General features: G+C 71.1%; 14 protein-coding genes. 10 read left to right on the forward strand and 4 right to left on the reverse strand.

Features of this window, described 5'->3' with window-relative positions; translation table 11 throughout:
- The first annotated feature begins 24 nt into the window (after window positions 1-24).
- From nirB to ACIQPR_RS30185, 4 genes are all read left to right on the forward strand, one after another.
- Window positions 25-2640 (forward strand): nitrite reductase large subunit NirB, encoded by a 2616-nt coding sequence (gene nirB, locus ACIQPR_RS30170; RefSeq protein WP_403654641.1) that lies wholly within the window; start codon window positions 25-27, stop codon window positions 2638-2640.
- Complete coding sequence (nirD, locus tag ACIQPR_RS30175) at window positions 2637-2996, forward strand: nitrite reductase small subunit NirD (RefSeq protein WP_403654643.1); 360 nt, start codon at window positions 2637-2639, stop codon at window positions 2994-2996. The genes nirB and nirD overlap by 4 nt, the downstream gene beginning before the upstream one ends.
- Before the next feature lie 158 nt (window positions 2997-3154).
- On the forward strand, window positions 3155-4294 hold the full coding sequence (locus tag ACIQPR_RS30180) for an LLM class flavin-dependent oxidoreductase (protein ID WP_403654645.1): 1140 nt from the start codon (window positions 3155-3157) through the stop codon (window positions 4292-4294).
- Between the two features lie 190 nt (window positions 4295-4484).
- Window positions 4485-4958 (forward strand): excalibur calcium-binding domain-containing protein, encoded by a 474-nt coding sequence (locus ACIQPR_RS30185; RefSeq protein WP_403654647.1) that lies wholly within the window; start codon window positions 4485-4487, stop codon window positions 4956-4958.
- A gap of 110 nt (window positions 4959-5068) precedes the next feature.
- Here ACIQPR_RS30185 and ppdK read toward each other — a convergent pair whose 3' ends face one another.
- Together ppdK and ACIQPR_RS30195 are read right to left on the reverse strand one after the other, a co-directional pair.
- Entirely contained in the window at window positions 5069-7789 is a 2721-nt protein-coding gene (gene ppdK, locus ACIQPR_RS30190; protein ID WP_403654649.1) for a pyruvate, phosphate dikinase, read from the reverse strand.
- Between the two features lie 416 nt (window positions 7790-8205).
- A complete protein-coding gene (locus ACIQPR_RS30195; protein WP_403654651.1) occupies window positions 8206-9408 on the reverse strand; it encodes an ROK family protein in 1203 nt (400 codons plus the stop codon).
- 120 nt (window positions 9409-9528) lie between these two features.
- Between ACIQPR_RS30195 and ACIQPR_RS30200 the strand changes: the two genes are divergently transcribed.
- From ACIQPR_RS30200 to ACIQPR_RS30210, 3 genes are all read left to right on the forward strand, one after another.
- Entirely contained in the window at window positions 9529-10956 is a 1428-nt protein-coding gene (locus tag ACIQPR_RS30200; RefSeq protein ID WP_403654653.1) for an MGH1-like glycoside hydrolase domain-containing protein, read from the forward strand.
- 49 nt (window positions 10957-11005) lie between these two features.
- On the forward strand, window positions 11006-12943 hold the full coding sequence (locus ACIQPR_RS30205; RefSeq protein WP_403654655.1) for a glycogen debranching N-terminal domain-containing protein: 1938 nt from the start codon (window positions 11006-11008) through the stop codon (window positions 12941-12943).
- Between the two features lie 622 nt (window positions 12944-13565).
- Window positions 13566-15134: a sulfatase-like hydrolase/transferase gene (locus ACIQPR_RS30210; protein WP_403654846.1), complete on the forward strand. Its 1569-nt coding sequence runs from the start codon at window positions 13566-13568 to the stop codon at window positions 15132-15134.
- Here the strand turns inward: ACIQPR_RS30210 and dusB are convergent.
- On the reverse strand, window positions 15131-16321 hold the full coding sequence (dusB, locus tag ACIQPR_RS30215) for a tRNA dihydrouridine synthase DusB (RefSeq protein WP_403654657.1): 1191 nt from the start codon (window positions 16319-16321) through the stop codon (window positions 15131-15133). The two genes, ACIQPR_RS30210 and dusB, sit on opposite strands and share 4 nt — an antisense overlap.
- Window positions 16322-16419: 98 nt before the next feature.
- Here dusB and ACIQPR_RS30220 point away from each other — a divergent pair, with 98 nt between their 5' ends.
- The gene (locus tag ACIQPR_RS30220) at window positions 16420-17865 is read left to right on the forward strand and encodes an MFS transporter (protein ID WP_403654659.1); all 1446 of its coding nucleotides are present in this window, start codon (window positions 16420-16422) and stop codon (window positions 17863-17865) included.
- 219 nt (window positions 17866-18084) lie between these two features.
- The gene (locus ACIQPR_RS30225) at window positions 18085-18777 is read left to right on the forward strand and encodes a hypothetical protein (RefSeq protein ID WP_403654661.1); all 693 of its coding nucleotides are present in this window, start codon (window positions 18085-18087) and stop codon (window positions 18775-18777) included.
- 21 nt (window positions 18778-18798) lie between these two features.
- Here the strand turns inward: ACIQPR_RS30225 and ACIQPR_RS30230 are convergent, their stop codons facing one another.
- Window positions 18799-19698, reverse strand: coding sequence for a helix-turn-helix transcriptional regulator (locus ACIQPR_RS30230; protein WP_403654663.1), 900 nt, complete (start codon window positions 19696-19698; stop codon window positions 18799-18801).
- 101 nt (window positions 19699-19799) lie between these two features.
- On the opposite strand from ACIQPR_RS30230, the gene ACIQPR_RS30235 reads away from it, so the two are divergent.
- Entirely contained in the window at window positions 19800-21227 is a 1428-nt protein-coding gene (locus ACIQPR_RS30235; RefSeq protein ID WP_403654665.1) for an MFS transporter, read from the forward strand.
- The last annotated feature ends 132 nt before the right edge of the window (window positions 21228-21359 follow it).

The raw sequence follows: 21359 nt of genomic DNA on the forward strand, positions 1-21359 counted from the left end.
CACCGAGGTCGCAGGCTCCTGGGCATGACCTCGAATCCGCGTGTGGTGCCCACCATCGTGCTCGTCGGCCACGGCATGGTCGGTCAGCGCTTCCTCGAAGCGCTCGCCGAGCGCGGCCTGACCGCCACGCACCGGGTGGTCGTGCTGTGCGAGGAGCCGCGTCCGGCCTACGACCGCGTCCAGCTCACCTCGTACTTCTCGGGCCGCACACCCGAGGAACTGTCGCTCACGGACGCGGAGTTCATCAAGGACCACGGCATCGAGCTGCACGTCGGCGACCCGGCGGAGACGATCGACCGGGCGGCGAGGACGGTGACCGCCCGCTCCGGGCTGACCGTCGGCTACGACACCCTGGTCCTCGCCACCGGCTCGTACCCGTTCGTGCCGCCGGTTCCGGGCAAGGACTCCGACGGCTGCTTCGTCTACCGCACGATCGAGGACCTCCTCGCGATCGAGGCGTACGCGAAGTCACGGGCCACCACGGGCGCCGTGGTCGGCGGCGGGCTGCTCGGGCTGGAGGCCGCGGGCGCGCTCAAGGGGCTCGGACTGGCCACCCACATCGTGGAGTTCGCGCCCCGGCTGATGCCGGTGCAGGTCGACGAGGGCGGCGGCGCGGCCCTGCTGCGCACCATCGAGGACATGGGTCTGAGGGTCCACACGGGGACCGGTACGCAGGAGATCGTGGCCGGGGCGGACGGTGCCGTCGTCGGCATGAGGCTGTCGGACGGTTCCGAACTCGCCACGGACATGGTGGTGTTCAGCGCCGGTGTCCGCCCGCGCGACCAACTCGCCCGGGACTGCGGCCTGTCGGTGGGCGAGCGCGGCGGCATCACGGTCGACGAACAGTGCCGTACGGTCACCGACCCGCGCGTGTTCGCGATCGGCGAGTGCGCGCTGGCGGCGGACGGCCGGGTGTACGGGCTGGTGGCGCCCGGCTACGAGCAGGCGGAGACGGTGGCGGCGACCGTCGCCGAGGACGAATCGGCGTTCACCGGCGCCGACCTGTCGACCAAGCTGAAGCTGCTCGGCGTGGACGTGGCGTCCTTCGGCGACGCGCACGGCGCCACCGCGGACTGCCTCGACGTCGTCTACTCCGACGCGCGGGCGGGGACGTACAAGAAGCTGGTGATCGGCCGGGGCGGCGAGCTGCTGGGCGGCATCCTGGTCGGCGACGCGGAGGCCTACGGCACGCTGCGCGCGTTCACCGGGTCCGTACCGCCGGTCTCCCCCGAGCAGTTGGTGCTGCCGGCCGGTTCCGGGGGCGCCGTCCAGCTCGGCCCGTCCGCGCTGCCCGACGAGGCGGTGGTCTGCTCCTGCCACAACGTCACCAAGGGCACGATCCGCGGCGCGGTGACGGACCACTCCTGCACGAGCGTGCCGGAGGTGAAGAAGTGCACCAAGGCCGGTACGGGCTGCGGGAGTTGCGTCAAGGTGCTCGGCCAGCTGGTCACCGCCGAGCTGGAGGCGAACGGCGTCGAGGTCGACAAGGGCCTGTGCGGCTGCTTCGCGCGGACCCGCGAGGAGCTGTACGAGATCGCGCTCGCGCTGCGCGTCAACTCCTACCAGGACCTGCTGGACCGCTACGGCCGCGAGGGCGCCCGGGGCGGCGACGGCTGCGAGATCTGCAAGCCGACGGTCGCCTCGATCATCGCCTCCCTCGCCCCGACGATCGGCGCGAGCGGCTATGTCCTGGACGGCGAACAGGCCGCGCTCCAGGACAGCAACGACCACTTCCTCGCCAACCTCCAGAAGAACGGCTCCTATTCGGTCGTACCGCGGATTCCCGGCGGCGAGATCACCCCGGAGAAGCTCATCGTGATCGGCGAGGTGGCCCGCGACTTCGGCCTCTACACGAAGATCACCGGCGGCCAGCGCATCGACCTCTTCGGCGCCCGGGTGGAACAACTCCCGCTGATCTGGGCGAGGTTGGTGGACGCGGGCTTCGAGTCGGGCCACGCGTACGGCAAGTCCCTGCGCACGGTGAAGTCCTGCGTCGGCCAGACCTGGTGCCGCTACGGCGTCCAGGACTCGGTCCGGATGGCGATCGACCTGGAGCTGCGCTACCGGGGCCTGCGCTCCCCGCACAAGCTCAAGTCGGCGGTCTCCGGCTGCGCCCGCGAATGCGCCGAGGCCCAGTCGAAGGACTTCGGGATCATCGCCACCGCCAACGGCTGGAACCTGTACGTCGGCGGCAACGGCGGCGCCACCCCACGCCACGCGGACCTGCTGGCGCAGGACCTGTCCGACGCCGAACTGGTGCGTCTGATCGACCGGTTCCTCATGTTCTACATCCGCACGGCCGACCGCCTGGAGCGCACCAGCGTGTGGCTGGAGCGCGTTCCGGGCGGCCTCGACCACGTCCGCGAGGTGGTCGTGGAGGACTCGCTCGGCATCTGCGAGGAGCTGGAGTCGCTGATGGCCGCGCATGTCGCCGGGTACCGCGACGAGTGGGCCGAGACCATCAACGACCCCGAGAAACTGGACCGGTTCGTGTCCTTCGTGAACGCGCCGGACACCCCGGACCCGGTCGTCGGCTTCGTCCCCGAGCGCGACCAGATCAAGCCCGACCTGCCGCTGCTGTCCATCGGCATGCGGCCCCAGCAGTCCGCAGACGTCCTGGAAGGAAGCGCCCAGCGATGACCCTGGCTCCCGAGACGACCGACCTGAAGGTCCAGCTCCGGCCGGACCCGGAGAACGACGGCTGGTTCACTGTCTGCGACCTGAACCGGCTCACCCCCGGGCGCGGGGTGGCGGCCCTGCTGCCGGACGGCCGCCAGGTCGCCCTGTTCCGCGACCGCTCGGGCAGCCTCTACGGCATCGACAACCGCGACCCGTTCGGCGGCGCCGCGGTCCTCTCCCGGGGTCTGACCGGCACCCACCAGGGCCGCCCGTTCGTCGCCTCCCCGTTGCTCAAGCAGCGGTTCGACCTGGCCACCGGGGAGTGCCTGGACGACCCGGCGGTGCGGATCACGGCGTACGAGGTACGGGCACACTGAGCCCGCTTCCTTCACACCTGCTCACAAAAACCGACCAATCACGACATGAACCCCACAGCGGGTCGATACATCCTCAACACACTTACCTGACAGCCTGATCCCGCCGCGCGGGACCGCTCCCCGCGACAAGTCGGCGAACGGGAAAGGCAGTTCAGCACGTGAAGCTCGACATGTTCAGCGAGATCCAGGACCCCCGCCCCTGGGCGACCGACGACCACGAACACCTGCGCATCCAGGAGACGATCGAACAGGCGGTGCTCGCCGACCGCTCCGGCTACGACTGCTGGTGGCAGGTGGAGCACCACGGCGCGGAGGAGTTCAGCCTCAGCTCGGCACCGGAACTGCTGCTGACGGCGCTGTCGCAGCGCACCTCCCGGATACGGCTCGGGCACGCGGCGGTACTGGCACCGGCCGAGATCAACCACCCGCGCCGGATCGCCGAACGCGCCGCCTGGCTCGACCAGTTGAGCGGCGGCCGGGTGGAGCTGGGCCTGACCCGCTCCACCGCTCCCGAGTGGCGGATGTTCGGCGTCGATCCGGCGGGCGCGCGGGCCCAGACCGACCGGGCCTTCGAGGAGATCCCCCGGCTGCTGACGGGCGCCGGGGACCGGCCGCTGGTCCCGGCACCGCTCCAGCGACCGCACCCGCCGCTGTGGCAGGCGGCCTCCAGCCCGGCCTCCTTCGAGGAGGCGGGCCGACGCGGGGTGGGCGTCCTGGGCACCACCCTCTGGGAGCCGCTGACCCGGGTGAGCCGACTGGTGGAGCTGTACCGGGAGGCGGTGGCCGACTGCGAGCGACCGGTCGGCGCGTTCGTCAACGACCAGGTCGCCTTCTTCACCTTCGTCCACTGCGCCGAGACCGACGAGGAGGCGCTGCGGTCCGGGGCCGCCGCGGCGGCGGCCTGGTACACCGCGCGGGCCCTGACGTTCTTCGAGGCGGCGGAGGCGTTCGTCGAGACGATGACGATCCAGCAGCGCATCCTGGCCGACCCGGCCGGCGGCGGGCTGACCGGCGCGTTCCTGCGCGACGAGGCCCACACCGCGCCCAACGCGGCCCAGCTGGCCATCGGCCGCATCCTCCAGGGCGAGACGGTCCCCGAGGAGGAGCTGTTCGAGGCGCTCATGGCGCAGGACTCGCTGATCGTCGGCAGCCCCGACACCTGCCGCAAGAAGCTGCGGGCGTACGCCGACGCGGGCATCGACCGCCTGATGTGCTTCCAGCAGGTCGGCGCGATCCCGCACGAGCGGGTACTGGACAGCATCCGCCGGGTCGGCGAGCTGATCCCCGAGTTCGCGTGACCTGACGGCGGGGGCGGTCGCCGCGTGGGGGGACGCAGGGTGGAGTGCCCCGGCCGTTCTGGCCGGGAATGTTCCGCACGCCCCAAGCGGACGTTTTCATCACGGAACCGTCACCTTTCCCTCGCGCGTCGCGGCCCGGTCCTACGGTCGTCCCCTGCACGTGTCCGCATGACACACCTTGGGGGACGACATGACCAACCCGTACATGCCACCGGTGCCGCAGCCCGTCCGGCCCGCGCCCCGCTGGGCCCGCAAGCGCTACGCGCTGCCCGCTCTCGCGCTGGCCTTCCTCATCGGCGTCGGCGCCGGCGGCTCCGGCCAGGACCAGAAGAAGGACACGGCGAGCGACGCCAGGCCCGCCGCCGCGAGTCCGCGGCCGACGACGACCGTCACGGCGACCGCGACGGAGACCGCCACCCCCGCTCCGGCGCCCACGGTGACGGCCACGAAGACGGTCAAGGTCACCAGAACGGTCACCGCCCGGGCCGCCGACGACAGCGGCTCGGGCTCGGGTTCCGACGACAGCGGTTCCGGCGGGGGCGGCGGCACGTACTACGCGAACTGCACCGCGGCCCGCGCGGCCGGTGTCACACCGCTCTACCGGGGCGAGCCCGGCTACGACTCGCACCTCGACCGCGACGGGGACGGCGTCGCCTGCGAGTGACGACGCGGAGAGGGGCGGTACCCCCGCACAGGGTGCCGCCCCTCTCCTCGTGATCCGGAGCCGCCGTCGGGTCGGTGAGGGTCAGGACGACCGACGGCTGCCCCGGGGCCCTACCGGTGGTCGCTCCCCTGCGCCACGCAGGCCGCCCGCCCCGCCTCAAGGCGTGCCACCGGGATCCGGAACGGCGAGCAGGAGACGTAGTCCAGTCCGACCTCGTGGAAGAAGTGGACCGACTCGGGGTCGCCGCCGTGTTCGCCGCAGACGCCGAGCTTCAGGTCGGGGCGGGTCTCCCGGCCGGCCTTCGCGGCCAGTTTCACCAGCGAGCCCACGCCGTCCCGGTCGATCGTCTCGAAGGGGCTGACTCCGAAGATGCCCTTCTCCAGGTAGGCCGTGAAGAACGAGGCCTCCACGTCGTCGCGGCTGAAGCCCCACACCGTCTGGGTGAGGTCGTTCGTGCCGAACGAGAAGAACTGCGCCGCCTCCGCGATCTGGCCCGCCGTCAGGGCGGCGCGCGGCAGCTCGATCATCGTGCCGATGGACAGCTTGAGTTGGGTGCCCGTCGCGGCCTCGACCTCGGCGATGACCTGGTCGGCCTCCTCGCGGACGATCTCCAGCTCCTGGACCGTGCCGACGAGCGGGATCATGATCTCGGCGCGCGGGTCGCCCTTGGCCGCCTTGCGCTCGGCCGCCGCCTCGGCGATGGCCCGTACCTGCATGGTGAACAGCCCCGGGATGACCAGGCCCAGCCGCACGCCCCGCAGGCCCAGCATCGGGTTCTGCTCGTGCAGGCGGTGCACCGCCTGGAGGAGGCGCAGGTCGTTCTCGTGGGACTCCTGGCGGGACTCCGCGAGCGCGACGCGGACCGACAACTCCGTGATGTCCGGCAGGAATTCGTGCAGCGGCGGGTCCAACAGGCGGACGGTGACCGGGAGTCCGTCCATCGCCTTGAACAGCTCGACGAAGTCCGCCTTCTGGAGCGGGAGCAGGGCCTTGAGAGACTCCTCGCGTTCGGTGTCCGTGTCGGCCAGGATCAGTCGCTCGACCAGCTCACGGCGGTCGCCGAGGAACATGTGCTCCGTACGGCACAGGCCGATGCCCTGGGCGCCGAAGCGGCGGGCGCGCAGCGCGTCCTCGGCGTTGTCGGCGTTGGCGCGCACCCGCAGGCGGCGCACCCGGTCGGCGTACCCGATGATCCGGTGGACGGCCTCGACCAGTTCGTCGGCGTCGTCGGCGCCCGCGTGCATCCGGCCCTCGAAGTACTCCACGACCGGGGACGGGACGACCGGGACCTCGCCGAGGTAGACCTTGCCGGACGAGCCGTCGATCGAGATGACGTCGCCCTCTTCGACCACGTGTCCGCCGGGGACGGTCATCCGGCGGCGCTTGGTGTCGACCTCAAGCTCCTCCGCGCCACACACGCACGTCTTGCCCATGCCGCGCGCGACGACGGCCGCGTGGGAGGTCTTGCCGCCCCTGGAGGTCAGGATGCCCTCGGCCGCGATCATGCCGTCGAGGTCGTCGGGGTTGGTCTCGCGGCGGACCAGGATGACCTTCTCGCCCGAACGCGACCACTTCACCGCCGTGTACGAGTCGAAGACCGCCTTGCCGACCGCGGCGCCCGGCGAGGCGGCGATGCCCCGGCCGACCTGCTGGACCTTGGCGTCCTCGTCGAAGCGCGGGAACATCAGCTGCGCCAACTGGGCGCCGGTGACCCGCTGGAGGGCCTCCGCCTCGTCGATCAGCCCCTGGTCGACGAGCTGGGTGGCGATCCGGAAGGCGGCACCGGCGGTGCGCTTGCCGACGCGGGTCTGGAGCATCCACAACTGGCCGCGCTCGATGGTGAATTCGATGTCGCAGAGATCCTTGTAGTGGTTCTCCAGGGTCTCCATGATCCGCATGAGCTGGTCGTACGACTTCTTGTCGATCTGCTCAAGTTCCGCCAGCGGCACGGTGTTGCGGATGCCGGCGACGACGTCCTCGCCCTGCGCGTTCTGCAAGTAGTCGCCGTAGACGCCCTGGTGGCCGCTGGCCGGGTCGCGGGTGAAGGCGACGCCCGTGCCGGAGTCGGGGCCGAGGTTGCCGAAGACCATGGAGCAGACGTTGACGGCGGTGCCGAGGTCGCCGGGGATGCGTTCCTGGCGGCGGTAGAGCTTGGCGCGGTCGGTGTTCCAGGAGTCGAAGACGGCGTGGATGGCGAGGTCCATCTGCTCGCGCGGGTCCTGCGGGAAGTCGCGGCCCGCCTCGGTCTTGACGATCCGCTTGAAGCGGGTGACCAGCTTCTTCAGGTCGGCCGCGTCCAGCTCGGTGTCGACCGCGACCTTCTTGGCCTCCTTGGCCTTGTCGAGGGCCTCCTCGAAGAGGTCGCCGTCGACGCCGAGGACGGTCTTGCCGAACATCTGGATGAGGCGGCGGTAGGAGTCCCACGCGAAGCGCTCGTCGCCGGCCTGCTTGGCGAGGCCCTGCACGGACTTGTCGGAGAGGCCGATGTTCAGGACGGTGTCCATCATCCCGGGCATGGAGAACTTCGCCCCGGAACGGACCGACACGAGGAGCGGGTTGTCGGCCTGTCCCAGCTTCTTGTCCATCGTCGACTCAAGGGCGTCGAGGTGCGCACTCACCTCGTCACGCAGTGCCGCCGGCTCCTCGCCACTGTCGAGGTAGGTCTTGCACGCCTCGGTGGTGATGGTGAAGCCGGGGGGCACGGGAAGGCCCAGGTTCGTCATCTCGGCGAGGTTGGCACCCTTGCCGCCGAGAAGGTCCTTGAGGTCCTTGTTTCCCTCGGTGAAGTCGTAGACGAACTTCGCTACGTGGGGTTCTTTGTTTTCCGACACGGGTCTCGACTCCTCGGGACGCGGGTGGCTGCCCTGACGGCCAGGAACATACCCAGATCGAAGGCGCCTGGGTACGTCCACTTGCATGTCATGCGTCCGTAACCCGCGGTCCGCCAGCGGATCGAAAGTCAAGGCTCGGCAAGCGAACACCGCCGGGTGTTTTCACTTCTTGAACGCAATCGGGGTCACCAGTGCAGTTTTACGCTCACATGAGCGACTTGCGGCTCGGCTGATTTCGATCGATGAACGATCAAGGGGTGGCACGGAGTGCCACCCCTTGGAGAAGTGCAGCCGCGCAAGATCCGCTCACCTGAGCGCCACCCTTATCAAAGGTGGCGAGAATCACGCTTCCACACCCGACCGGATTTCACCATGCGGACGGCCCCCGGACACGTCCCCGAACCGAAACGCGGACGTCACACACCCAGCGCGAGCAGCCGCTCCTCGACCCGCTCCGGCGCGTACAGGTACTCCACGACCAGCGCGCCCGCCCCCACCAGACCGGCCCGCTCACCGAGCCGCGAGGTCAGTACGTGCAGATGAGCGGTGGAGCGCGGCAGCGCCCGCTGGTACAGCAGCTCGCGCACGCCCGTGAGGAAGGACGTGCCGGCCAGGTCCCCCGCGATCATCAGCACCCCGGGGTTGAGCAGCGTCACCACGGTCGCCAGGACGTCCCCGACCTGCCGTCCCGCCTCGCGGGCGAAGGCCGCCGCTCCCGGGTGACCCGAGGCCAGCAGGTCCCGTACGTCCGAGCCGGACTCCGCCCGCACCCCGGTCTCGGCGAGCCGGCGCGCCACGGCGCCACCGCTGGCGACGGCGGCGAGACAGCCGTAGGACCCGCACCGGCACAGCGCCTGCGCGCCCGCCGGGATGCGGATGTGGCCGATGTCGCCCGCGCCGCCGTCGATGCCCCGGAAGATGGAGCCGCCGACGACGACCCCGGCGCCGATGCCCGTCGAGACCTTGACCAGGACGAAGGCCTGGCAGTCGGGGTGGCCGGTGCGCTGTTCGCCGTAGGCCATGAGGTTGGCGTCGTTGTCGACGAGGACCGGGACCCGCGGGGCGCCGGTGTGCTCGGTGAAGGCGCGGGCCAGGCGGCCTCTTATGTCGTAGCCGTCCCAGCCGGGCATCATCGGCGGCTGGACGACGCGGCCGGTGTCGGTGTCGACCGGGCCGGGCACCGCGAGTCCGATGCCGCACACCTCGGCCGCCCGGTGGCCGGCCTTCTCCAGCAACTCGGCGAACCAGCGGCCGAGTTCACCCAGCACGACGTCCGGGCCGTCCTCGACGACGAGCGTGCCGCCGTGCTCGGCGAGGATCTCGCCGGTGAGCGAGAGGACGCACGCGCGCGCGTGGCGGGTGTCCAGGTCCGCGGCGAGGACCACGGCGTGGGCGTCGTCGAATTCGAGGGTGATCGAGGGCCGGCCGCCCAGCGGGGAGTCCACCGGGCCGCCCGCGCCCTCGCGCAGCCAGCCCGCGCGGAACAGCCGGTCCAGACGCTGGCCGACGGTCGCGCGGGAGAGTCCGGTCACCTGCTGGAGGGCCCCTCGGGTGGTGGCACGCCCGGTGCGCACCAGTTCGAGCAGATCTCCGGCGCTCCCTTGACCTCTTCCCGTCATGCGCACCCCCTTGTGTTTCTCAACCCTGCATTACATATTGAGTTTTGCGTGTTAAATAGACGTAACCCTACGGTAGCCATGACCGAAGCGGTCGGCACGACGTCTTTCGTGGAGTTCCCAGTGGATCGCACCGCCCAGCTCACCGCACTCCCCACGGAGCGCACCCTCGTATACGATCCGCCGTCCCCCGCGGCTTCCCTGCACCTCAGGGCGGCTGCCGTACTGGAAGCGAACTGGACGGGAGCCTCCACCGTTCCCTCGCGCGGTCTGTATCCGCACCAGTGGTCCTGGGACTCCGCGTTCATCGCGATCGGACTGCGGCACCTCTCGCCGCTGCGGGCCCAGACCGAGCTGGAGACGCTGCTCGCCGCCCAGTGGGGCGACGGCCGGATCCCGCACATCGTCTTCAACCCCTCCGTACCGCTCGACGCGTACTTCCCGAGCCCCGACTTCTGGCGCTCCTCCACCGCGGGGCACACCGCGGGCGCCCCGCGCACCGTACAGACCTCGGGCATCGTGCAGCCACCGGTGCACGCGCTCGCCGCCTGGCTGGTGCACCGCGCCGACCCGGGCCTGTCCCGCGCCCGCGGCTTCCTGGCCGGTGTCTACCCCCGGCTGGCCGCCTGGCACCGCTATCTGCTGCACCGGCGCGACCTGGGCGGGGGCGGGCTCGCCTCCGTCGTGCACCCCTGGGAACAGGGTATGGACAACAGCCCTTGCTGGGACGCCCCGTTGAGCCGCGTCACGCCTGCCCCGGCCCGCTCCTTCCGCCGCGCCGACCTCGACCACGGAGCCGCCGAGGACCGGCCCACGGATCTCGACTACGGCCGTTACGTGCGGCTCGCGACGGACTACCGGGACGGCCGGTACGCGGACGGCGCGAGCGAGTTCGCGGTGGAGGACCCCTCCTTCAACGCCCTGCTCATCGCCTCCGAGCACGCACTCGCCCGGATCGCACGGGAGTTGGGCGCCACCGGCACCGCCCGGCACGCCCGCGCGCAGCGCCTGACCGGCGTCCTGATCGAGCGGCTGTGGGACCCGGCGGAGGGCCTGTTCCTCTGCCGTGACGTGCGCGGCGAGGGCCTCCTCCCCGAGCGGAGCGTCTCCGGTCTGATCCCGCTGCTCCTGCCCGACCTGCCCCGGGACATCGCCGCGGCCCTCGTCCGTACGGCGTCCGGACCGCACTTCGGACTCGGGCACAGCACCCGACTCCCGCCCAGCTACGACCTGTTGGGCGAGGCCTTCGACCCGCACCGCTACTGGCGCGGCCCGGCCTGGTTCAACACGAGCTGGCTGCTGGAGCGCGGACTGCGGCTGCACGGCGAGCGGTCGAGGGCGGACGCGCTGCGCGACGCCGTCCTGGAGACGGCCGCCGCCACCGACTTCGCCGAGTACGTCGACCCGTACGACGGCGAGGCGTGCGGCGCGACCGGCTTCAGCTGGACCGCCGCACTGACCCTCGATCTGCTTCACGAGCCCCCCGGGCACGCCGTGTCCGGCACGGGCAGCGGCACGTTCGACATGCGCGGCAGCACTGAACCGAAGTGAACGGCAAGGCGGTCAAGGGCGCCAGGAGAGTCAAGGGAGGGGACCGGGGATGACGGACCGGCATCATCTGCTCGTGCACGGCGGCACGTTCGCAGCCGTGGGAGACGGCGGGGACATCAGCGGGGTACGGGGCGGCAGTTCCCCGGACGGGTTATTCGTACGGGACGCCCGGCACCTGAGCCGCTGGCAGTTGACGGTCGACGGCGCGGTGCCGGAGGCACTGACACCGGTGGCCGACGGGGACATGGCGCGCTGCGTCCTGGTCCCGCGCGGTGGCCGCCAGGAGCCGCCCGCGCACACGCTCTTCCGTGAACAGGCCGTCGGCGACGGCTCGTTCGTCGAGTCGCTGAAGGTCACCAGCAACCGGCCGGTGCCGACCACGGTCCGGCTCGCGGTCACCGCGGACGCCGACTTCACCGACCAGTTCGAACTCCGCTCCGACCACCGCACCTACGCGAAGACCGGCGTCACCCGCTCCCGCCAAGTCCTGGACGACGGCGTGGAGTTCGTCTACCAGCGCGGTGAATGGCGTTCCTGTACGACGGTCACGGCCGACCCGGCGCCCGACGGCGTCGAGGAGACCGGCACCGGCGCCCGCCGCCTGGTATGGACCCTGGACCTGGAACCGCACGGCACCGCCGAACTGGCCCTGCGGGTGATGGCCCGCCCGCACGGCGACAAACGCGCGCTGCGGGTACCGCGCTCGCCGTCCGCGCTGAACGAGCAACTCCTCGCGCTGGAGGGCGAGTACGTCCAGGGCGTCTCCTTCCCCACCGGCTGGCCGGAACTGGCCGCCGCCTGCGCCCGGGGGCTGTCGGACCTGGCCTCGCTCCAGGTCCCGGCGGCGGGCCCGGACGGCGAGGAACTGCGCGTACCGGCGGCCGGCGCCCCCTGGTTCCTGACCCTGCTGGGCCGGGACGCCCTGCTCACCTCGCTCTTCGCGCTCCCCTACCGCCCCCAACTCGCCGCCGCCACCCTGCCCGCGCTCGCCGCGACCCAGGCCACGGCGGTCGGCCCCGAGTCGGTCTCCCAGCCCGGCAAGATCGTGCACGAGGTACGGCACGGCGAGTTGGCGCACTTCGGGCAGGTGCCGTACGGGCGCTACTACGGCTCGGTCGACGCGACCCCGCTGTTCCTCGTGCTGCTCGGCGCGTATGTCGAGCGGACCGGCGACACGGCCCTCGCCCGCCGCCTGGAGCCCAACGCCCGCGCGGCGGTGGGCTGGATGCTCGACCACGGCGGCCTGACCTCGCGCGGCTATCTCGTCTACCGCTCCGACCAGGGCGGCCTGGCCAACCAGAACTGGAAGGACTCCCCCGGCGCGATCTGCTCCGCGGACGGCACCCGGGCGAGCGGTCCGGTGACGGCGGCGGGCGCCCAGGGGTACGCGTACGACGCGCTGCGCCGCACCGCGTGGGTCGCGCGGACCGTGTGGGACGACGAGACCTACGCGGCCCTCCTGGAGCAGGCGGCGGCCGATCTGCGGGACCGTTTCCAGCAGGACTTCTGGATGCGGGACCACTCCTTCCCGGCGCTCGCGCTGGACGGGGAGGGCCGCCAGGTCGACGCGCTGGCGTCCGACGCGGGCCATCTCCTCTGGTCCGGCCTCCTCGACAAGGAGTACGGCGAACTGGTCGGCCGCAGGCTCCTGGAGCCGGACTTCTTCTCCGGCTGGGGCGTCCGCACGCTGGCCGCCGGCCAGGCCGCCTACCACCCGCTCTCCTACCACCGGGGTTCGGTCTGGCCGCACGACAACGCCCTGATCACGCTGGGCCTTTCGCGCTACGGCCTGCACGACGAGGCCCGTACGGTCGCGCACGCGCTGGTCGACGCGGCGACGGCGGCCGGCCACCGGCTCCCGGAGGTCCTCGCGGGCTACGGCCGCGACACCCACCCGGAGCCGGTCCCGTACCCGCACGCGTGTGTGCGGGAGTCCAGGTCGGCGGCGGCTCCGCTGGCGCTGCTCACGGCGGTGGGGGGCGCGTGACGCAACGGTGATAAGCCGTTTGCCGGGTGTTTGCCCAGTTCCGTGAACGGGCGCATGAGGCAACTCGTACGGAATGACGGCGGTCCTGCCTCCCCAGCGAGGGTCTGGCCAGCCAGGCCCCAAAGGGCCGCCACTCCGACTACGGGCTCCTCATGGAAGGACCTTCGGGTTGCCTCAGCACACGAGCACACGCCAGTCACCGAACACGGCCGGGGCAGCCGATGGCAAGGTTCCGCCGCCGGACGTCGACGACGAGATCGACAACGAGACCGCCGTAGACAACGACAGTGCCGTCAGCGGTGACGCCGACACCGACACCGACCGGGATAGCGAAGCCGAAGCCGACGCCTCCGAGTCCGCGGACTCCAAGGCCGCCCCCGAGGCCGATCCCGAAGACGCCGAGGACCCCGCGACCCCCACCCCCGAAGCCCCGGCCCCGGCCTCGGACACCGCCCCCGCCGCCACCCCCCGTCCCGCTCGCCCCGGCCCCCGCGCCTGGAGCAGTCGGCTCGGGCTGCGGCGGCGGATACGGGACTGGCGGGAGCGGCATCCCGTCGCCGCGCGCGTCGCGTCCTGGACCGTCACCGTGCTCGCCGCCGCCGTCGTCTACGTGTGTCTGCTGATGCCGACCACGTTGAACAGCCTGAAGCCCAGCGAGTTCGTGCGGCTGCCGGCCGAGGCGATCATGGGGGCCGTGGTCCTGATGAGCCTGCCGCGTCGGCCGCGGATCGTGCTGGCCGCGTGCTGCGGCGCGCTGACCGCCGTGATCGCGATCCTGAACATGCTGGACATGGGCTTCAACGAATACCTGGGCCGGGGCTTCAACGTCGTCCTGGACTGGAGCCTGTTCGGTGACGCGCGCGGCTATCTCTCGGACACGCTCGGCGGGACGGTCACCTCACTCGTCACGGTCGGGGTCGTGCTGTTCGTCCTGCTGCTGATCGTGCTGGTCGCGCTGGCCACGGTCCGGCTCAGCAACCTGCTGGCCGGTCACAAGGCCCAGGCGTCCCGGGGCGCGCTGATCGCCGGCACCGTCTGGATCACCTGCTCGGCCTTCGGCCTCCAGGTCTCCGGCGTGCCGCTCGCCGCCGACCACACCGCGGCGATCCTCAAGCTCCGCACCGTCGCGGTCCGCAACACCCTGCGCGACGAGGCGGAGTTCAAGAAGGTCGCCAAGGTCGACGCCTTCGGCAACACCCCGGGCAGCCAGCTCGTCCCGGACCTGCGCGGCAAGGACATGATCTTCACCTTCATCGAGAGCTACGGCCGCAGCGCGATCGAGGACCCGATCATGGCGCCCGGTGTGGACGAGACCCTCGCGGCCGACACCAAGGCCCTGTCGAAGGCGGGCTTCGCCGCGAAGAGCGGCTGGCTGACCTCGGCGACCTACGGCGGCAGCAGCTGGCTCGGTCACTCGACGACCATGTCGGGGCTGTGGGTCAACAACCAGCAGCGCTACCGCACGGTGATGGCCAGCGACCACCTGAGCCTGACCGACGCCTTCAAGAAGACCGGCGACTTCGACACCATCGGTGTGATGCCGGGGGTGCAGAAGGGCTGGCCGGAGCAGAGCTTCTACGGCCTGGACAAGGTCTACAACGCCTTCCAACTGGGCTACAAGGGACCGAAGTTCAGCTGGTCGACGATGCCGGACCAGTACACCCTTGAGCAGTTCCAGAAGCGGGTGCACAGCAAGCCGCGCGCCGACGGCAAGTCGCTGATGTCGATGATCATCCTGACGTCGAGCCACCAGCCGTGGGCGCCGATCCCGAAGCTCGTCCCGTGGGACCAGCTGGGCAACGGCTCGATCTTCGACGCGATCGAGAAGGCCGGCAACAAGGCCTCCGACGTCATCGCCGACACCACCAAGTCCCGCCAGGAGTACGGCAAGTCGATCCAGTACTCGGTGAACTCCCTCACCCAGTGGCTGGAGCGCTACGGCAACGACAACACGGTGCTGGTCTTCCTCGGCGACCACCAGCCGATCGCCCGGGTCAGCGGCAACCACGCGAGCCGCGACGTGCCGATCTCGATCGTCGCCAAGGACCCCAAGGTCCTGGCGAAGATCGACAGTTGGAACTGGACGGACGGGCTGCGCCCCGCGCACGACGCCCCGGTGTGGAAGATGAGCGCCTTCCGCGACAAGTTCCTCACGGCGTACGGCTCGACGCCCCACCCGAAGACCAACTAGCCGCCGGAGGAGTCGAGTTCGGCGTCCTCGCCGAGCCACGCGCAGTCGTACGGGTCCTTCAGCCAGCCGTCCGGCAACACCACCCGGTTGTTGCCGGACGTACGGCCGCGGGGCCCGTCGGCGCCCGTGGGCCAGGGCTGGTCGAGGTCCAACTCGTCGAGGCCGGAGCGGAGTTCGTCCAGGGTGGACGTGATGGCGAGGCGCTTGCGCATCTCGCTGCCGACCGCGAAGCCCTTGAGGTACCAGGCGACGTGCTTGCGGAAGTCGATGACCCCGCGCGCCTCGTCGCCGATCCACTCGCCGAGCAGGGTCGCGTGCCGCACCATGATGTCGGCGACCTCGCGCAAGGACGGCTTCAGACTGCATCCATCAGTGCCTCCGGCACGGGCCTGCTCACGCCCCTCGAAGGCGGCAACGAGGTCGGCGAAGAGCCAGGGCCGCCCGAGGCACCCACGCCCGACCACGACCCCGTCGCACCCGGTCTCGCGCACCATGCGCACCGCGTCCTGGGCGGACCAGATGTCGCCGTTGCCGAGGACGGGGATCTCCGGCACGTGCTCCTTCAGCCGCGCGATGGCGTCCCAGTCGGCGGTGCCGCCGTAGTGCTGGGCGGCGGTGCGGCCGTGCAGGGCGATGGAGGTGACGCCCTCCTCGACGGCGATGCGGCCGGCGTCGAGGAAGGTGATGTGGTCGTCGTCGATGCCCTTGCGCATCTTCATGGTGACGGGCAGGTCCCCGGCCCCGCCGACGGCCTCCTTGAGGATCGCCCGCAGCAGGTTGCGCTTGTACGGGAGCGCGGAGCCGCCGCCCTTGCGGGTGACCTTGGGGACCGGGCAGCCGAAGTTGAGGTCGATGTGGTCGGCGAGGTCCTCGTCCGCGATCATGCGGACGGCCTTGCCGACGGTCGCCGGGTCCACGCCGTACAGCTGGATCGAGCGCGGCTTCTCGGTCGCGTCGAAGTGGACCAGCTGCATGGTCTTCTCGTTGCGCTCGACCAGTGCCCGGGTCGTGATCATCTCGCTGACGAACAGGCCCTTGCCCCCACTGAACTCCCTGCACAGGGTGCGGAAAGGCGCGTTGGTGATCCCGGCCATGGGGGCCAGGACGACGGGCGGCGAGACGGTGTGCGGGCCGATCCGCAGGGGCGACACGGCCGGGGGCGCGGGCAGGGACACGGGCGTGGACATTCCTCCATTGTGGCGCACGGCTTCCGGTGCCTGCGGACGGAGATCATGTAGCAGTCATTAGTTAGACACACTATCGAGTTTCGCGTAGGATGGAGCGCATGCCCGAGCTCAGCCACCGCCGCCGCATGCTGGTGCTCGCGATCTGCTGCATGAGTCTGCTGATCGTGAGCCTGGACGTGACCATCCTGAACGTCGCCCTGCCCGCGATGCAGACCGATCTGCACGCGAGCACCTCCGGCCTCCAGTGGACGATCGACGCGTACACCCTGGTCCTGGCCTCCCTGCTGATGCTGGCGGGCTCCACCGCCGACCGGATCGGCCGCAAGCGGGTCTTCATCATCGGGCTGGTGGTCTTCAGCCTGGGCTCACTGCTCTGCTCGCTCGCGCCCGACCTGGACGCGCTGATCTGGTTCCGCATGATCCAGGCGATCGGCGGTTCGATGCTCAACCCGGTCGCGATGTCGATCATCACCAACACCTTCACCGAGCCGCGCGAACGGGCCCGGGCGATCGGCGTGTGGGGTGCGGTCGTCGGCATATCGATGGCGGCCGGTCCGCTGATCGGCGGGCTGCTGGTGGACTCGGTCGGCTGGCGCTCGATCTTCTGGATCAACCTGCCGGTGGGGGTGGCCGCGCTGCTGCTCACCCTGAAGTTCGTCCCCGAGTCGCGCGCGCCCAAGGCCCGCCGCGCCGACCCGGTCGGCCAGCTGCTGGTGATCGCCCTGTTCGGCTCGCTGACGTACGCGATCATCGAGGCGCCGGACTCCGGGTTCACCACGATCCTGCCGTTCGCGGCGCTCGCGCTGGTCGCCCTGGTCGGACTCGTCCGGTACGAGCCGCGCCGCGACGAACCCCTCATCGACCTGCGCTTCTTCCGCTCCGCTCCGTTCAGCGGGGCCACGGTGATCGCGATCAGCGCGTTCTCGGCGCTGGGCGGCTTCCTGTTCCTGTCCACGCTGTATCTGCAGAACGTGGTCGGGCTCGACGCGCTGCACGCCGGCCTGTGGATGCTGCCGATGGCGGTGCCGACCTTCCTGTGCGCGCCGATCTCCGGGCGCCTGGTGGGCAGTCGCGGCCCCCGGATACCCCTCCTGATCGCGGGCTCCGCGATGACCGTGAGCGCGCTGCTGTTCGCGGGCTTCGAGGCGGAGACCTCCAACGTGTCGCGCTTCATCGGCTACTTGCTGTTCGGCATCGGCTTCGGTTTCGTGAACGCGCCGATCACCAACACCGCGGTGTCCGGAATGCCCCGCGCCCAGGCGGGAGTCGCGGCGGCCGTCGCCTCCACCAGCCGCCAGCTGGGCCAGACCCTCGGCGTCGCGGTGGTCGGCGCGGTACTGGCCTCCGGGGTCGGCTCGTCGTCGTACAAGGACACGTTCGTCTCGGCGGCCCGCCCCGGTTGGTGGATCCTCGTGGCCTGCGGCCTGGCCGTACTGGCACTGGGCGCCCTGACCAGCGGCGCCTGGGCGAGGCGAACCGCCGAACGCACGGCGGAGAACCTGTCGTCCGTCGAGGTCCGAGAGGCGGCCGGCATCACCGCGTAGCCCTCCGGACCGGCCGAACTCCCCGCCGAGCACGGCCGGTTGACCAGCCGGACCCACGAGGCCGTGACACGAACGGCACTCCGGTCAAGCAGCCCCGGCCGACCGCCGACCCGAACACCCGCCAGAAACCGCCGAGTCGACCGGTCAGGACACTCCGCAGACCCCGGATCGTATGATCCATCCGTTGTCAGTCGGCAGCGGGGTCAGTAATTTGAACGGATGTCCGATGCGATGGTCATGCGCTGCTCAGGGTGGACGTTCTCGTTCGACGGTCGGTCGTTGACCCTCACCCGGCGGGGGACGCCCTGGCGCCCCAAACGGGTCGAGCACCTCCCGCTCGGCCGGCTCCGCGCCTGCTACCTCCGCTTCTCGGAGAGCCACGGGCTCGAAAGCCACGACTTCTGGCTGGTGTACGACACCGATGCCGTGTCGGTCGGTGTCGGCAGGCAGTTCTACGAGGGCGACGCCCACTGGTTCGCCAAGTACCTCAGCGAGGCGATCTGCGAGCGGCTGCGGCGGATCTTCGAGCACACCATCGGGCTCGGCCCGCATCCCGAGGCGGAACTCCTCGGGATCGTCCGGCCGGCGCTGGGGCTCGATCCGTACACCTACAGCATGGGCGACATACCCCGGCGGCTGACCGCGCTGCGCAAGGACGACGAACTGGAGTGGGGACGCCGGACACCCGGTGCGACCCGGCCCTCCGACTTCCAGATCAACCACCACCACGCGCTGAGCCACGAAGCACCGAACTTCGAGAGCTGGTGGACCTTCGTCGAGTACGTCCGCGCGGGCCACGAGCCGGTGGACGACCCGGGCTGGGAAGAGGTCGTGCAGGATCTGCGGCGGGGCCGGGAGTTCATGACCCTGAGCAACCCGAGGTACAACCGGTCGGGACATCCGCGGTTCTGACGCGGCGCGGCGAGCCCGGCCTCACTTCTCCAGCGCGATGGCGTGCAGCTTCTCCAGCCGCTGCCGCGACTCCTCGTCCACAGGCGCGTACGTCACCATCCGCGGGCCCCGCGACGGGCCCAGCCACAGGTCGGTGTGGTCGACCGTGAGACGGCCCACGTGGGAGTTGCGGAACTCCTTGCGGCGCGGGCTCGCGCCCATCACCTCGTGCCGGTCCCAGACCTCGCGGAAGTCGGGCGACATGTGCAGCCGCTTGAGCAGGGTCTTCCAGGCCGGGTCGGCGAGGTGGTCGGCCATCGAGCCACGGAAGCGGGCGGCCATGAGCCGCTGGCTCTTCTCCAGGTGCACGATCGAGGAGCGCCACTCCTCGTGCGTGTAGGAGAGGATCATGCAGTTGCGGTCCTCGGGCGGTACCGCGTCCAGGTCGCACAGCAGCATGCCGTAGGTGCGGTTGTAGGCGAGGATGTCGTACCGGGCGTTCTGAAGGCAGGCCGGGATCGGGTCCAGCTGGTCCAGCATCGCCTGCAACGCGGGGGTGACCACGGGGCAGTCGGCGGCCGGCTGCGGATCGACCGCGTCGGCCAGCTGGAACAGGTGGGACCGCTCGCTGCGGTCGAGCAGCAGGGTGCGGGCCAGCGCGTCGAGGACCTGGCCGGAGACCTGGATGTCCCGGGCCTGTTCGAGCCACGTGTACCAGGTGACCCCGACCGCGGCGAGCTGCGCGACCTCCTCGCGCCGCAGTCCGGGCGTACGGCGCCGGGTACCGCGCGGCAGGCCGACCTGCTCGGGGGCGATGTGCTCGCGGCGGTGGCGCAGGAACGCGGCGAGTTCATGGCGCCGGATCGTGGACGCGGAGGCGGAGGAACTCTGTGGGGTCGCCGTGCCGGTCGCTGTCGGCGTCTCCTGTGCCATGGTCGTCATCACCCCAGTCTGCCGTGGCGCCGAGCCTGTTTCCAGGTTCTCCCGCTACCAGGATAAGAACACTCTGGTACCAGGCTGCCGACAGGCGCAGGCTCGTCGGCGTGACCGAAACCATGACTTCCCGCACCGTCCGATCCCCGGCGGCGCCCCCCGTGCTCGGCGGCCTCGGACTGTTCACGGTGCTGCTGGCCGCGGCGCTGCCCCTCATCGACTTCTTCATCGTCAACGTGGCCCTGCCGACCATCGGCCGGGACCTCTCGGCGAGCGAGGCCGTCCTCGAACTCGTCGTCGCCGGGTACGGGGTCTCGTACGCCGTGCTGCTCGTCCTCGGCGGCCGGCTCGGCGACCTGTTCGGGCGCCGCCGGCTGTTCCTGGGCGGGATGGCCGCGTTCGGCCTGACCTCGCTGGCCTGCGGGCTCGCGCCCACCGCCTGGGCCCTGGTCGCCGCCCGGATCGCGCAGGGCGCGGCCTCCGCCGCGATGCTCCCGCAGGTCCTCGCCACCATCCAGGCCGCCACGCAGGGCCCGCGCCGCGCCAAGGCGATGGGCCTGTACGGCGCGACCGCCGGCATCGCCATGGTGGCCGGGCAGATCCTCGGCGGGGTCCTGGTGGCCGCCGACATAGCCGGTACCGGCTGGCGCGCGGTGTTCCTGGTGAACGTGCCGGTGGTCGTCGTAGGACTGTTCCTGGCCGCCAGGGTCGTACCGGAGACGCGCTCCCAGCACCCGGAGCCGGTGGACGTGCCCGGGACCTTCCTGCTGGCCGCTTCGCTGCTGGCGCTGCTGGTGCCGCTGACCGAGGGCCGGGCGGCGGGCTGGCCGCTGTGGACGTGGCTGTCGCTGGCCGCGGTCCCGGGGATCGTGTCGGCGTTCTACGCGGTGGAGCGCGCGGCGGACCGGCGGGGCCGTACGCCGCTGGTGCCGCCGAGTCTGCTGGCGCTGACCTCGCTGCGGCGCGGGCTGGCGATCATCCTGCCGCTGTCGATCGGCTTCAGCGGGTTCATGTTCGTGATCGCGGTGGGGCTCCAGCGCGGCGCGGGCCTGGGCCCGGTCGCGGCGGGCCTGGCGCTCGCCCCGATGGCCGTGGCCTTCTTCCTCGTCTCGCTCGCCGGACCGCGCCTGGTGACCCGGTACGGCACCCGGGTCGTGGCGGTGGGTGCCGTCGTGCAGGGCGTGGGGGTGGGGCTGATCGCGCTGGCCGCGTGGCGTTCCTGGCCGGACCTCGGATTCGTCGAACTGCTTCCCGGGATGGCGGTCGCGGGTGCCGGTCAGGCGCTCCAACTGCCCATCGTCTTCCGGATCGTGCTGTCCGAAGTCCCGGCCGCGCGGGCCGGTGTGGGCGCCGGAGTGATGGTGACCACCCAGCAGTCGGCGCTGGCGCTGGGCGTGGCCACGCTGGGCACGCTCTTCCTGTCGCTGATCCCGGGCATGGGCATGCGGGACGCGCTGGTGACGACGCTGCTGGTGCAGCTGGCGGGGGTGGTGCTGACCGGGCTGCTCGGCCTGCGGCTGCCGCGCACGATCGGCTGACCGCGGGACCAAGACTGGGACGAACTCCGGGATGACATGTTCACAGCTTGGACAACTCGGCGTGAATTGCGCCCCGTTGATGTTGGTCTTGCTGCACACTCCTTGCCGGACACTCCTGAGCGGAGGCGAGGC

Source organism: Streptomyces sp. NPDC091280, assembly GCF_044768565.1.
Taxonomy (GTDB): Bacteria; Actinomycetota; Actinomycetes; order Streptomycetales; family Streptomycetaceae; genus Streptomyces.